This is a genomic window from Pseudomonas sp. QLc11A (genome assembly GCF_052112305.1).
Lineage (GTDB): Bacteria > Pseudomonadota > Gammaproteobacteria > Pseudomonadales > Pseudomonadaceae > Aquipseudomonas > Aquipseudomonas laurylsulfatiphila.
Genome location: NZ_JAVAJJ010000003.1, coordinates 404,172 through 417,742 on the forward strand (window position 1 = coordinate 404,172; position 13,571 = coordinate 417,742).

The following is a 13,571-nucleotide window of genomic DNA, read 5'->3' on the forward strand; positions in this document are numbered from 1 at the left end:
TTGCTCGCGATGGACCTTGAAGCGACGCGGGGTGTCAGGTTGCCAGCGTTATCGTTGACGACCATCGCGAGCAGGCTCGCTCCCACAGTTCAGAATCAGCAGCGTCACCACCCCCGCGACAATCCCCCAGAACGCCGAACCGATGGAAAACAGCGTCAGCCCCGATGCCGTGACCATGAAGGTGATGAGCGCCGCTTCACGTTCCTTCACTTCGCTCATGGCGATGCTCAAGCCGTTGATGATCGAGCCGAACAGCGCCAGTGCGGCAATCGACAGCACCAGTTCCTTGGGCAGCGCGGCAAACAATGCCGCGAGCGTTGCGCCGAACACCCCGGCGATTCCGTAGAAAATTCCGCACCAGACGGCGGCGGTGTAGCGTTTGTTGCGATCTTCATGGGCGTGCGGACCGGTGCAGATCGCCGCGCTGATCGCCGCCAGGTTGATCCCGTGTGAGCCGAAGGGTGCCAGAAGCAAACTGGCGATGCCGGTGGTGGTGATCAGCGGCGAGGCTGGCACGGTGTAGCCATCGGCGCGCAATACGGCGATGCCGGGCATGTTCTGTGAGGTCATGGCGACGACAAACAGCGGGATGCCGATGCTGATGGTCGCGGCCAGGGAGAACTGCGGTGTGGTCCAGACCGGCGTGGCGACCTCCAGGTGAAACCCGCTGAAGTCCAGCAGACCCATGAAGCCTGACAATGCCGTGCCGATCAGCAGGGCTGCCAGCACCGCATAGCGCGGCGACAGGCGCTTGACCAGCAAATAAGTGACGAACATCCCCAGCACCAGGGCCGTGCGGTGTTGCGCGGCGACGAAAATCTCGCTGCCGATCTTGAACAGGATCCCTGCCAGCAGGGCGGCGGCCAGGGAGGCCGGGATTTTTTTCACCAGCCGTTCGAAGCTGCCGGTCAGCCCGCAAATCGTCACCAGCACCGCGCAGGTCATATAGGCGCCAATGGCTTCGCCGTAGCTCACGCCGCCCAGGCTGGTGATCAGCAGCGCGGCACCGGGGGTCGACCAGGCAATGGTGATCGGCGTGCGATAGCGCAGGGACAGGCCGATGGAGCACACCGCCATGCCGATGGAGATCGCCCAGATCCACGAAGAAATCTGCCCGCTGCTCAGGCCCGCCGCTTGCCCGGCCTGAAACATCAGCACCAGGGAGCTGGTGTAGCCGGTCATCATGGCGATGAACCCGGCGACGATGGCCGAGGGCGAGGTGTCGGCCAGCGGGCGGATTTGCGTGTGGGTGGCGTCGTTCATGACGGGGTGTTCCTTATACAAATGAAGATGTCCGCTGCAACACTGAGCCCTGTGGGAGCGAGCTTGCTCGCGATAGCGGTGGATCAGCCAACAGGAATGCTGAATGTGACGCCGTCATCGCGAGCAAGCTCGCTCCCACAGGGATTGCATTACAAAAGGCGGATTCTGCGTTAAAGCCTAAACTCAAAAGTAATCAGGCGTTGCGATACAGCCGAGGCAACATTCAGCCGTACAGTCGTGTTGCCACCATCCATTGTGTACAATCGCAGTGTTTTTTACGCGATACTTGCCAGCGACCCACTGTGCCGTATTACAGTCACGGTCAATTCGCCGTAGTTCTTCCGACTCGAGTGCCCATGAACGAACAGTTGCAACCCCTAAAGAAACAACCGCGAGCAGGCAAAGCCAGCCGCAGCGGTACCCAGGACGATATTGTCTACGCGCATATCTTCGAGGCCATCCTCGAGCAGCGTCTGGCGCCCGGCACCAAGTTGAGCGAAGAAGCGCTGGGGGAAATTTTCGGGGTCAGCCGCACCATCATTCGCCGCGCCCTGTCGCGCCTGGCCCATGAAGGCGTGGTGCTGTTGCGTCCGAATCGCGGCGCCGTGGTTGCCAGCCCGAGTGTCGAAGAGGCGCGCCAGGTGTTCATGGCCCGGCGTCTGGTCGAGCGCGCGATCACCGAGCTGGCGGTGCAGCACGCCACCGCCGAGCAGATCGCCGAATTGCGCCAGATGGTCAACGACGAACGCGACAGCTTCTCCCGTGGCGACCGTGGTGCCGGCATCCGCCTGTCGGGCGAATTCCACCTGAAACTGGCTGAAGCGGCGAAAAACGCCCCGCTGATCAGCTTCCAGCGCAGCCTGGTGTCCCAGACGTCGCTGATCATCGCCCAGTACGAAAGCGGCAACCGCTCCCACTGTTCCTACGATGAGCACACCCAGTTGATCGACGCCATCGAGAAGCGCGACGCTGAGCTGGCGGTGAACCTGATGATGCATCACATGGATCACATCGACAGCAAGCTCAACCTCGACGAGGAAAGTGCTTCGGATGACCTGCATGCGGTGTTCTCGCATTTGCTGCAGACCAAGAAGCCGGGTCGATCGACCGCCAAGCTCTGATTATTGTAGGAGCGAGCTTGCTCGCGATGGTCGTGAACGATAACGCGGAAAACCTGACACCCCGTGGCGCTCTCTAATTCATCGCGAGCAAGCTCGCTCCTACAAAGGGCATAAAAATCCCCCGGAATCTGACGATTGCGGGGGATTTTTTTATGCCCGGAAAACCTTACCGCTGATGCACCAGGTTCCCCGCCGCATAGGTCTGCAGCACCGTCCGGTCATCCCCCAGCGTCATCAACACAAACAACGTCTCGGCAATGTTATTGGCCTGCTTCAGGCGATAGCTCAGCAGCGGCGTGGCGTTGTAGTCCAGCACCAGGAAGTCGGCGTCGGTGCCCGGTTGCAGGGTGCCGATCTTGTCTTCCAGACGCAGCGCACGGGCGCCGCCGAGGGTAGCCAGGTACAGCGACTTGAACGGGCTCAGGCGCGCACCTTGCAGCTGCATCACCTTGTACGCCTCGTTGAGCGTTTGCAGCAGCGAGAAACTGGTGCCACCGCCGACATCGGTGCCGATGCCGACATTGAGTTTGTGCTTCTCGGCCATCGGCAGGTTGAACAGGCCGCTGCCGAGGAAGAAGTTCGAGGTCGGGCAGAACGAGATGGCCGAACCGGTTTCTGCCAGTCGCGCGCACTCGTCATCGCACAGGTGCACACCGTGGGCGAACACCGAGCGTTCGCCGAGCAACTGATAGTGGTCGTAGACGTCCAGGTAGCCTTTGCGCTCGGGGAACAGCTCCTTGACCCACTCGATTTCCTTGAGGTTTTCGCTGATGTGGGTCTGCATGTACAGATCCGGGTATTCGGTCAGCAACTGGCCGGCCAGGGTCAACTGTTCCGGGGTGCTGGTCGGTGCGAAGCGTGGGGTGACCGCGTAGTGCAGGCGACCCTTGCCGTGCCAGCGCTCGATCAGCGCCTTGCTGTCAACGTAGCTGGATTCGGCGGTATCGGTCAGGTAGTCCGGGGCGTTGCGGTCCATCATCACCTTGCCGGCGATCATCCGCAGGTCGAGCTGCTCGGCCGCTTCGAAGAACGAGTTCACCGATTGCGGGTGGACGCTGCCGAACACCAGCGCGGTGGTGGTGCCGTTGCGCAGTAGTTCCTTGATGAAGATGTCCGCGACCTGGTCGGCGTGGGCCTTGTCGGCGAACTGGCTTTCGCACGGGAAGGTGTAGGTGTTGAGCCAGTCCAGCAATTGCTCGCCGTAGGCGCCGACCATGCCGGTTTGCGGCAGGTGGATGTGGGTGTCGATGAAGCCGGGGGTGATCAGCGCATCCTGATAGTGGGTGATCTCGATATCCGCCGGCAGGGTCGGCAGCAATTCGCTGGCGTGGCCCAGGGCGCTGATCTGGCCGTTATCCACAACCAGCAAGCCGTCTTCGAAATACTCGTAGGAGGCTTCGATACCGACTTCGGCTGGGTCGGCGATGCTGTGCAGGATGGCGGCGCGGTAAGCTTTGCGAGTCAGAGGCATGAGATTCTCAGTTCGAGGCTTTCAAGTTTGCGGTTTGGCTGCGGCGTGACGCGGGCAGCAGTTTGGCAATCGGTTCGGCGCTGGAGGTCTGCTGGCCGAAGTTCGCGTTATAGGTGGCGATGATTTCGCCGGCGATGGAGATGGCGATTTCCACAGGCAGCTTGCCTTTGACTTCGCCGATGCCCATCGGGCAGCGCATGCGTTGCACGACGCTGTTGTCGAAACCGCGGTCGCGCAGGCGATGTTCGAACTTCACGCGTTTGGTCTTCGAACCGATCAGGCCGAAATAGGCGAAGTCGTTGCGCTTGAGGATCGCAGCGGTCAGTTCCAGGTCGAGCTGGTGGTTGTGGGTCATCACGATGCAATAGCTGCCGGCGGGCAGGTCATCGATTTCATCCACCGGCTCTTCGCTGACGATCTTGCGCACGCCGTGGGGGATCTGCTCGGGGAATTCCTCTTCCCGCGAATCGATCCAGCGCACCCGGCAAGGCAGGCTGGCCAGCAGCGGCACCAGGGCGCGGCCGACGTGGCCGGCACCGAACACGGCGATCTGCGCCTGCACCTGGCCCATCGGTTCGAACAACAGAACGGTGGCACCGCCGCAGCACTGGCCGAGGCTGGCACCGAGGCTGAAACGCTCCAGATGGGTGTCCTGCTTGCCGCTGGCGAGCATCTCGCGGGCGATCTTCATGGCCTTGTATTCCAGGTGCCCGCCACCGATGGTGTCGAAGGCCTGGTTCGCGCTGATGACCATTTTCGAGCCAGCGTTGCGCGGCGTGGAGCCGAGCTCTTCGATGATGGTCACCAGCACGCAGGGCTCACCCCGGTTTTGCAGGTCGGCGAGGGCGTCGATCCAGTTGTACATGTTTCACCTCGACATCTGTGTGTCTGTTAGTCCGCCATCGCTGGCAAGCCAGCTCCCACAGTGTTTTGTGGTGCCCACAGAATTTGGATTCCACATAAATCCTGTGGGAGCTGGCTTGCCAGCGATAGGCGTACCTCGGTCTTAGAGCGAAGCCAGTTCGGTTTCAGTCTCGACAGCCTTCGCCACCTTCAACTGGCGCATCTGCTCACAGCCCCACAACACCCGCTCCGGAGTCGCCGGTGCGTCGATTTTCGGTTGATGCCTGTAATCACCCAGGCTCGCCACGGCGTCCTTGATCGCACACCACGAAGCGATGCCGAGCATGAACGGCGGCTCGCCCACGGCTTTGGAGTGGAACACCGTGTCTTCCGGGTTCTTGCGGTTTTCCACCAGCTTCACCCGCAGGTCCAGCGGCATGTCCGCCACGGCGGGGATCTTGTAGCTGGCAGGGCCGTTGGTCATCAGCTTGCCCTTGTTGTTCCACACCAGCTCCTCCATGGTCAGCCAGCCCATGCCCTGGATGAAACCGCCCTCGACCTGGCCGATGTCGATGGCCGGGTTCAGCGAGGCGCCGACGTCGTGGAGGATGTCAGTGCGCAGCATCTTGTATTCGCCGGTCAGGGTATCGACCAGCACTTCGCAGCACGCCGCGCCAAAGGCGAAGTAGTAGAACGGCCGGCCACGGGCCTGGCTGCGGTCGTAGTAGATTTTCGGGGTCTTGTAGAACCCGGTGCTCGACAGCGACACCTGGGCGAAGTACGCCTGCTGGATCAATGCTTCGAAGGTCAGGATGTGATCGCGGACCCGCACGTGGCCGTTGTGGAACTCCACGTCTTCTTCGCTGACCTTGTACTGGCGCGCGGCGAATTCCACCAGGCGCTGCTTGATGGTTTCGGCGGCGTTCTGCGCAGCCTTGCCGTTCAGGTCGGCACCGCTGGACGCGGCAGTCGGCGAGGTGTTCGGTACCTTGTCGGTGTTGGTCGCGGTGATCTGTACGCGGTCCATTTCCACCTGGAACACTTCGGCCACCACCTGCGCGACCTTGGTGTTCAGGCCCTGGCCCATTTCGGTGCCGCCGTGGTTCAGGTGGATGCTGCCGTCGGTGTAGACGTGCACCAGGGCACCGGCCTGGTTGAGGAAGCTGGCGGTGAAGGAAATACCGAATTTCACCGGGGTCAGCGCCAGGCCTTTTTTCAGGATCGGGCTGTTGGCGTTGTAGCGACGGATTGCCTCGCGACGCTCGGCGTACTGGCTGCTTTCTTCCAGTTCGGCGGTCATCTCCTCGAGCATGTTGTGCTCGACGGTCTGGTAGTAGTGGGTGACGTTGCGCTCGGTCTTGCCGTAGTAGTTGGCCTTGCGCACGGCCAAAGGATCGAGGGCCAGATGGCGGGAGATGGCGTCCATCACTTCTTCGATGGCGACCATGCCTTGCGGGCCGCCGAAACCACGGTAGGCGGTGTTCGACGCGGTGTTGGTCTTGCAGCGGTGACCGTTGATGGTCGCATCGCCCAGGTAGTACGAGTTGTCCGAGTGGAACATCGCGCGGTCGACGATCGACGCCGACAGGTCAGGCGAGCAACCGCAGTTGCCGGCCAGTTCCAGGTTGATGCCGTGCAGGCGGCCGGTGCTGTCGAAGCCGACGTCGTACTCGACATAGAAGGGGTGACGCTTGCCGGTCATCAGCATGTCTTCGACCCGTGGCAGGCGCATCTTGGTCGGCTGGCCGGTGAGGTGCGCGATCACCGCGCACAGGCACGCGGGGCTGGCCGCCTGGGTTTCCTTGCCGCCGAAACCGCCGCCCATGCGGCGCATGTCGACGACGATCTTGTTCATCGACACGTCCAGTACTTCGGCCACCAGCTTCTGCACTTCGGTGGGGTTCTGCGTGGAGCAGTAGACGATCATGCCGCCGTCTTCGGTCGGCATCACCGAAGAGATCTGGGTTTCCAGGTAGAAGTGCTCCTGGCCGCCGATGTGCAGGGTGCCCTGGATGCGGTGCTCGGCAGTGGCCAGCGCCGTGGCCGAATCGCCGCGTTTGTGGGTGTGGCTGTCGAGTACGAAGTGGCGCTTGCGCAGGGCTTCGACCACGTCCAGCACAGGTTCCAGATCTTCATATTCGATGATCGCGGCCATGGCCGCCTTGCGTGCGGTTTCCAGGTCTTTCGCGGCAACGGCGACCACCGGCTGGCCGACGAACTGCACGGTGTCGATCGCCAGCAGCGGATCGCCCGGCAGCAACGGACCGATGTCCTTCAGGCCCGGCACGTCTTCGTGGGTGATGGCGATGCGCACGCCCTCGAAGGCGTAGCAGGGCGAGGTGTCGATGCTGATGATGCGGGCATGGGCACGGTCCGACATGCGCGCGTAAACGTGCAACTGGTTGGGGAATTCCAGGCGATCGTCGATGTACTGCGCTTCACCGGCGACATGCTTGGCGGCGCTGTCGTGCTTGACGGCGCGGCCGACACCGGTGGTCAGGTCCTTGGCGAACAGTTCAGCCAATTCGGCTTGGGTCTTCTCTACGGCGTGATGATTAGACATAAGCGGTCACCCGAGTCTCGATGTGCGGTGTTTGCAGTTCGATGAAGTATTTGCGCAGCAGGTTCTGCGCGCTGAGCAGGCGATATTCCTTGCTGGCGCGGAAGTCCGAGAGCGGCGTGAAGTCTTCGCCCAGGGCGGCGCAGGCGCGTTCGACAGTAGCGTTGTTGAAGGGCGAACCGAGCAGCGCGGCTTCGCAGGCGGCGGCGCGTTTCGGGATGGCCGCCATGCCGCCGAAGGCGACGCGGGCTTCAGCGACCACGCCGTTTTCCAGGCGAATGTTGAAGGCGGCGCACACCGCAGAAATGTCATCGTCCAGGCGCTTGGAAACCTTGTAGGCGCGGAACAGTTTTTCGACGCTGGCGCGGGGCACGATGATCTTCTCGATGAACTCGCTTTCCTGGCGCGCCGTGACGCGGTAATCGATGAAGTAATCTTCCAGCGCCAGGGTGCGGCGGGTTTCGCCTTTGCACAGGACGATTTGCGCGCCGAGGGCGATCAGCAGGGGCGGCGAGTCACCAATCGGCGAGGCGTTGCCGATGTTGCCGCCCAGGGTGCCCTGGTTGCGGATCTGCAGGGACGCGAAGCGGTGCAGCAATTCACCGAAGTCCGGGTACTCGGCGTTCAGGGCTTCGTAGCAATCGGAAAGGGCGGTGGCGGCGCCGATTTCCAGGCGATCGTCAAAGCGCTCGATGCGTTTCATCTCGGCGACGTTGCCGACGTAGATCATCACCGGCAGTGTGCGGTGGAACTGCGTGACTTCCAGCGCCAGGTCGGTACCGCCAGCCAGCAGGCGGGCCTGTGGATAAGCGTCGTAGAGGTCGGCCAGGTCGGCCACGGTCAGCGGCACCAGGCAGCGTTTGTCGCCGCTGTTGAGTTCGCCGATATCGGTTGGGGCAATGGCTTTGAGGCGCGCGATGGTGTCGGCCTCGCGGGTGTCGAACTGGTCCGGCTGCTTGCCGCAGCAGGACTGCTCGGCGGCTTCCAGGATCGGCCGGTAACCGGTGCAGCGGCAAAGATTGCCGGCCAGTGCTTCGTGGGCCTTGGCATGATCCGGTGCATCGCTGTTCTTTTGCAGGGCAAACAGCGACATCACGAAGCCGGGGGTGCAGAAGCCGCATTGCGAGCCGTGGCACTCGACCATGGCTTTCTGCACGCTGTGCAGTTCACCCTTGTGCTTGAGGTCTTCAACGCTGATCAGTTGCTTGCCGTGCAGGGACGACACGAAGGTCAGGCACGAGTTGAGGCTGCGGTAGCGAATGTGTTCGCGGCCGTCGTCATCGGTCTGCAATTCGCCGACGACCACGGTGCAGGCGCCGCAGTCACCGCTGGCGCAGCCTTCTTTGGTGCCGGGTTTGCCCACATGGTCGCGCAGATAATTGAGCACGGTCAGGTTCGGGTCCAGGGCGTGCTCGCTACGGAGTTCCTGGTTTAGTAAAAACTGGATCACGGAAGGCCTCGCAGACTCATTATTGTTGTTAACCGATAGGAACCGAATTTAGCAGGTCTGACTTTTCGGTCAATGATTTTCTGACTTAAAGGTCAGGAAATTGCATTTTGTCGATCAACCCCTTGTTCCTTAATTATTGTCGTTGGTTCGATAGCCTGCTTTTTTGCTTGAATCGTGCCAAAAACCTCCGGGCGGGCACTCTAATGCTGTTCAGTTAAGCGAATGTGGTCCTCTGTAGGAGCGAGCTTGCTCGCGATGGTCGTTAACGATAACGCGTATTTACTGGCTAAACGCGGCGCGCTTGAGTCCATCGTCGGAACGCCGCCCGGAGCAAGCTCGCTCCCACAAAGAATCACTTCGCTTAAGTGAACAACATTACGGGCGGGCACTCCGCCCTGACGCAGCAATTGCGCTACACTGCGCCGCTTGTACAGATCAAAGAGTTTGAAGGACAACCATGACGTTCAAGGCGCCGGACAGCCTCGCCGAGCAAATCGCTCACCACCTCGCCGAACGCATCATTCGCGGCGAAATGAAGCCCGGGGAGCGCATCCAGGAACAGAAGGTCACGCTGGCCCTCAATGTCAGCCGCGGTTCGGTCCGCGAGGCCTTGCTGATCCTCGAGCGTCGCCACCTGATCGCGATCCTGCCGCGACGTGGCGCCCACGTCACCGAGCTCACGCCGCACAAGGTGCAGAGCCTGTGCACGCTGATGAGCGAGATGTACATCCTGCTGGCCAACGCCGTGGCCAGCGGCTGGAAAGTCCAGGCCGACCTGGCGCCGTTCGTGCAGATCCAGCAGCGCCTGACCGCCAGCTACGAGCGCCAGGACATCCACACCTTCGTCGACGACAGTTTCAGCGTGATGCGCGCCACGTACGGGTTTGCCAACAACCCGTACCTGCAGGAAACCGTCGAGAATCTGCAGCCGGCCATGAGCCGTGCCTATTTCCTTGCCCTGGACCAGCGCAAGGCGTCAATGAGCGAGTACCTGGAACTGTTCGAACGCCTGCTCGCGGCCGTGATCGCCCGTGACTTTGCGCAGATCCGCACCGTGCTGACCGCCTATGGCCAGCGCAGTTGCGATCTGGTGATCTCCGCCCTGACGGACGCCTGAGCGTGCGGCTCAAATGCATCAAGCTGGCGGGGTTCAAGTCCTTCGTCGATCCGACCACGGTGAACTTCCCCAGCAACATGGCGGCGGTGGTCGGGCCCAATGGCTGCGGCAAATCGAACATCATCGACGCCGTTCGCTGGGTAATGGGTGAGAGTTCGGCGAAGAACCTCCGTGGCGAGTCGATGACCGACGTCATCTTCAACGGCTCCACCAGTCGCAAACCGGTGAGCCAGGCGAGCATCGAACTGGTGTTCGATAACTCCGACGGCACCTTGCTTGGCGAATACGCCGCCTACGCGGAAATTTCCATTCGCCGCAAAGTGACGCGCGACAGCCAGACCACCTATTACCTCAACGGCACCAAGTGCCGGCGTCGTGACATCACCGACATCTTCCTCGGCACCGGCCTTGGCCCGCGCAGCTACTCGATCATCGAGCAGGGGATGATCTCCAAACTGATCGAGTCCAAGCCCGAAGACCTGCGCAACTTCATCGAAGAAGCGGCGGGCATCTCCAAGTACAAGGAGCGCCGGCGCGAGACCGAAAACCGCATCCGTCGTACCCACGAGAACCTGGAGCGCCTGACCGACCTGCGCGAAGAGTTGACGCGTCAGCTCGAGCGCTTGCATCGCCAGGCCGAGGCCGCCAAGAAGTACCAGGAATACAAGGGCGAGGAGCGTCAGCTCAAGGCGCAACTGTCGGCCCTGCGCTGGCAGGCGTTGAACGATCAGGTCGGCCAGCGTGAAGCGATCATCGGCAACCAGGAGGTTTCCTTCGAGGCCCTGGTGGCCGAACAGCGCAATGCCGACGCGAGCATCGAGCGCCTGCGTGACGGGCACCACGACCTGTCGGAACGCTTCAATCTGGTGCAAGGGCGTTTCTACTCGGTCGGCGGTGACATTGCCCGGGTCGAGCAGAGCATCCAGCACGGCCAGCAACGCTTGCGGCAATTGCAGGACGACCTCAAGGAAGCCGAGCGCGCGCGCCTGGAAACCGAATCCCACCTCGGCCATGACCGCACGCTGCTGCTGACCCTGGGCGAAGAGCTGGACATGCTGACCCCGGAACAGGAAGTCACCAGCGCCGCCGCCGAAGAGGCCGCCGCCGCGCTGGAAGAATCCGAAACCACCATGCATGGCTGGCAGGAACAGTGGGATACGTTCAACCTCACCGCCGCCGAACCGCGCCGTCAGGCCGAAGTACAGCAATCGCGGATCCAGCAGCTGGAAACCAGCCTGGAGCGCCTGGCCGATCGCCAGAAGCGCCTAGGCGAAGAGCGCGCCTTGCTCTCGGCGGACCCGGAAGACGCGGCGATCATGGAGCTCAGCGAGCAACTCGCCGAGTCCGAGGCGACCCTCGAAGATTTGCAGACCAGCGAAGAGGCTCAGGTCGAAAAGCTCGAGCAACTGCGCCAGCAATTACAGCAAACGCTGACGGCGCAACAACAGGCCCAGGGCGATTTGCAGCGGCTCAACGGTCGACTGGCTTCGCTCGAAGCCTTGCAGCAAGCCGCGCTCGATCCGGGCACCGGCACCGCCGAATGGCTGCGCGAACAGAACCTGGCGGATCGCCCGCGCCTTGCCGAAGGCCTGAAGGTCGAGGCCGGTTGGGAGCTGGCGGTGGAAACCGTGCTCGGCGCCGACCTGCAGGCGGTGCTGGTGGATGATTTCAACGATTTCGATCTGTCGGGCTTTGCCCAGGGCGATTTGCGTTTGCTCAGCCCGGCCGGCGATGGCGTACGGGTACCGGGCAGCCTGCTGGACAAGGTCGAGGCGCAGATCGATCTGTCGCCATGGCTGGGGCAGGTCAAGCCGGTCGACAGCCTTGAGCAGGCACTGGCCTTGCGCGGGCAATTGGCGGCCGGGCAGAGCCTGATCAGCCGTGACGGTTACTGGGTCGGTCGGCATTTCCTGCGCGTGCGTCGGGCTAGTGAAGCGGAAAGCGGCGTGCTCGCCCGTGGCCAGGAAATCCAGCAACTGGGCCTTGAGCGCGAAGAGCGCGAAGTCGCGGTCGAAACCCTGGAAACCCAACTGCAGAATCTCCGGGCGCAGCAGCGTCAGCAGGAGAACGGCCGCGAGCATTTGCGCCGCTTGCTGCAAGACGAAGCCCGCCAGCAAGGTGAATTGAAAGCCCAGTTGTCGGCCGGAAAAGCCAAGGCCGAGCAGTTGACCCTGCGCCGAACCCGCCTCGACGAAGAACTCACCGAGCTGGATGAACAGCGCGCGCTGGAGCACGAAAACATCGGTGAAGCGCGCCTGCAATTGCAGGAAGCCCTCGACAGCATGGCGCTGGACACCGAGCAGCGCGAGTTGCTGCTGGCCCAGCGCGACAGTTTGCGCGAGCGCCTAGATCGGGTGCGGCAGGAAGCGCGGCAACACAAGGATCATGCCCATCAGTTGGCGGTGCGTCTGGGTTCGCTCAAGGCGCAGCACGATTCGACTCGCCAGGCGCTGGAGCGTCTGGAGATGCAGTCCGAGCGCCTGACCGAAAAGCGCGAACAACTGAGCCTCAATCTGGAGGAGGGCGAAGCGCCACTGGAAGAGCTGCGCCTGAAACTCGAGGAGTTGCTCGACAAGCGCATGACCGTCGACGAAGAGCTCAAGACCGCGCAGATCGCCCTCGAAGACGCCGACCGCGAATTGCGCGACGCCGAGAAGCGCCGCAGCCAGGCCGAACAGCAATCCCAGTTGATTCGCAGCCAGCTCGAAACCCAGCGCATGGAATGGCAAGCCCTGACCGTACGCCGCAAGACCTTGCAGGACCAGTTGCTGGAAGACGGCTACGATCTCCACGGCGTACTCGCGACATTGACCGCCGAGGCCAGCGAGAAGGAAGCCGAGGAAGAACTCGAGCGCATCGCCGCGAGAATTCAGCGTCTGGGTGCGATCAACCTGGCGGCCATCGATGAGTACCAGCAACAATCGGAGCGTAAACGTTATCTGGATGCCCAGGACGCCGATCTGGTGGAAGCGCTTGAAACCCTTGAGAACGTGATTCGCAAGATCGACAAGGAAACCCGCAACCGCTTCAAGGATACCTTTGATCAGATCAATGGCGGTTTACAGGCGCTTTTCCCAAAAGTTTTCGGTGGAGGCCGCGCGTATTTGGAACTGACGGGCGAAGATCTACTCGATACAGGGGTGACAATCATGGCGCAGCCGCCTGGAAAGAAGAACAGCACCATCCATTTGCTCTCCGGTGGCGAAAAGGCCCTGACTGCATTGGCCCTGGTTTTTGCGATCTTCAAGTTGAATCCGGCGCCGTTCTGCATGCTCGATGAAGTTGACGCGCCACTGGATGACGCTAACGTTGGACGCTACGCAAAATTGGTTAAAGAGATGTCGCAGTCAGTGCAGTTCATCTATATCACCCACAACAAGATCGCCATGGAAATGGCCGATCAACTGATGGGGGTGACGATGCACGAACCCGGTTGTTCACGTCTGGTGGCGGTGGATGTCGAGGAGGCGATGGCGATGGTGGATGCCTGAGTCGTGGTTGCAGGAAGGCGTGTTCATGGGTTGTAGGACTCTTTTCCTCGCTTCGACTTGCTGGCCAATCGACATATTCGCGCTAGCCAAGGTGGTAGACGGTGTAAAGTTGCCTTTGGTCGTGCTAGTTTAATGTCAATTTTTCGTATACGTGGGCAAAACGCCTGTCAGAACATAGAGTTGGCGCCACGTTTTAAAGCGGTTTGCAGGTTGTAAACCCCTTATTTTTCAGCATTTTTTATAGAGGCACGGGAT

At 61.5% G+C, this 13,571-nt stretch carries 8 protein-coding genes; 3 read left to right on the forward strand and 5 right to left on the reverse strand.

Going from position 1 to position 13,571, the window contains the following annotated elements; genetic code table 11:
• Nucleotides 1-48: 48 nt before the first annotated feature.
• Entirely contained in the window at nucleotides 49-1,263 is a 1,215-nt protein-coding gene (locus Q8X48_RS07345) for a benzoate/H(+) symporter BenE family transporter (RefSeq protein WP_126046510.1), read from the reverse strand.
• A gap of 356 nt (nucleotides 1,264-1,619) precedes the next feature.
• Between Q8X48_RS07345 and Q8X48_RS07350 the strand changes: the two genes are divergently transcribed.
• Complete coding sequence (locus Q8X48_RS07350) at nucleotides 1,620-2,384, forward strand: GntR family transcriptional regulator (RefSeq protein ID WP_407799552.1); 765 nt, start codon at nucleotides 1,620-1,622, stop codon at nucleotides 2,382-2,384.
• Between the two features lie 166 nt (nucleotides 2,385-2,550).
• On the opposite strand, the gene guaD is transcribed toward Q8X48_RS07350, so the two are convergent.
• The 4 genes from guaD to xdhA all read right to left on the reverse strand — a co-directional run bounded on the left by guaD (nucleotide 2,551) and on the right by xdhA (nucleotide 8,708).
• Complete coding sequence (guaD, locus tag Q8X48_RS07355; RefSeq protein ID WP_015096024.1) at nucleotides 2,551-3,855, reverse strand: guanine deaminase; 1,305 nt, start codon at nucleotides 3,853-3,855, stop codon at nucleotides 2,551-2,553.
• Nucleotides 3,856-3,862: 7 nt separating this feature from the next.
• The gene (gene xdhC / locus Q8X48_RS07360; RefSeq protein ID WP_007971477.1) at nucleotides 3,863-4,720 is read right to left on the reverse strand and encodes a xanthine dehydrogenase accessory protein XdhC; all 858 of its coding nucleotides are present in this window, start codon (nucleotides 4,718-4,720) and stop codon (nucleotides 3,863-3,865) included.
• Between the two features lie 141 nt (nucleotides 4,721-4,861).
• Nucleotides 4,862-7,261 carry a xanthine dehydrogenase molybdopterin binding subunit gene (gene xdhB, locus Q8X48_RS07365; RefSeq protein ID WP_407799553.1) on the reverse strand — a complete coding sequence of 800 codons (2,400 nt, stop codon included), beginning with the start codon at nucleotides 7,259-7,261 and terminating at the stop codon, nucleotides 4,862-4,864.
• Nucleotides 7,254-8,708 carry a xanthine dehydrogenase small subunit gene (gene xdhA / locus Q8X48_RS07370; RefSeq protein ID WP_407799555.1) on the reverse strand — a complete coding sequence of 485 codons (1,455 nt, stop codon included), beginning with the start codon at nucleotides 8,706-8,708 and terminating at the stop codon, nucleotides 7,254-7,256. Before xdhA ends, xdhB begins: the two co-directional genes overlap by 8 nt.
• Before the next feature lie 457 nt (nucleotides 8,709-9,165).
• Here xdhA and Q8X48_RS07375 point away from each other — a divergent pair, with 457 nt between their 5' ends.
• A complete protein-coding gene (locus Q8X48_RS07375; protein ID WP_095965188.1) occupies nucleotides 9,166-9,825 on the forward strand; it encodes a GntR family transcriptional regulator in 660 nt (219 codons plus the stop codon).
• Nucleotides 9,826-9,827: 2 nt separating this feature from the next.
• On the forward strand, nucleotides 9,828-13,316 hold the full coding sequence (gene smc, locus Q8X48_RS07380) for a chromosome segregation protein SMC (protein WP_407799557.1): 3,489 nt from the start codon (nucleotides 9,828-9,830) through the stop codon (nucleotides 13,314-13,316).
• The last annotated feature ends 255 nt before the right edge of the window (nucleotides 13,317-13,571 follow it).

Excerpts from the sequence above, each read along its gene's own strand:
- xdhB (WP_407799553.1), bottom strand. The coding sequence starts at position 7,261 with ATGTCTAATCATCACGCCGTAGAGAAGACCCAAGCCGAATTGGCTGAA.
- Q8X48_RS07345 (WP_126046510.1), bottom strand. The coding sequence starts at position 1,263 with ATGAACGACGCCACCCACACGCAAATCCGCCCGCTGGCCGACACCTCG.
- Q8X48_RS07350 (WP_407799552.1), top strand. The coding sequence starts at position 1,620 with ATGAACGAACAGTTGCAACCCCTAAAGAAACAACCGCGAGCAGGCAAA.
- xdhC (WP_007971477.1), bottom strand. The coding sequence starts at position 4,720 with ATGTACAACTGGATCGACGCCCTCGCCGACCTGCAAAACCGGGGTGAG.
- Q8X48_RS07375 (WP_095965188.1), top strand. The coding sequence starts at position 9,166 with ATGACGTTCAAGGCGCCGGACAGCCTCGCCGAGCAAATCGCTCACCAC.
- guaD (WP_015096024.1), bottom strand. The coding sequence starts at position 3,855 with ATGCCTCTGACTCGCAAAGCTTACCGCGCCGCCATCCTGCACAGCATC.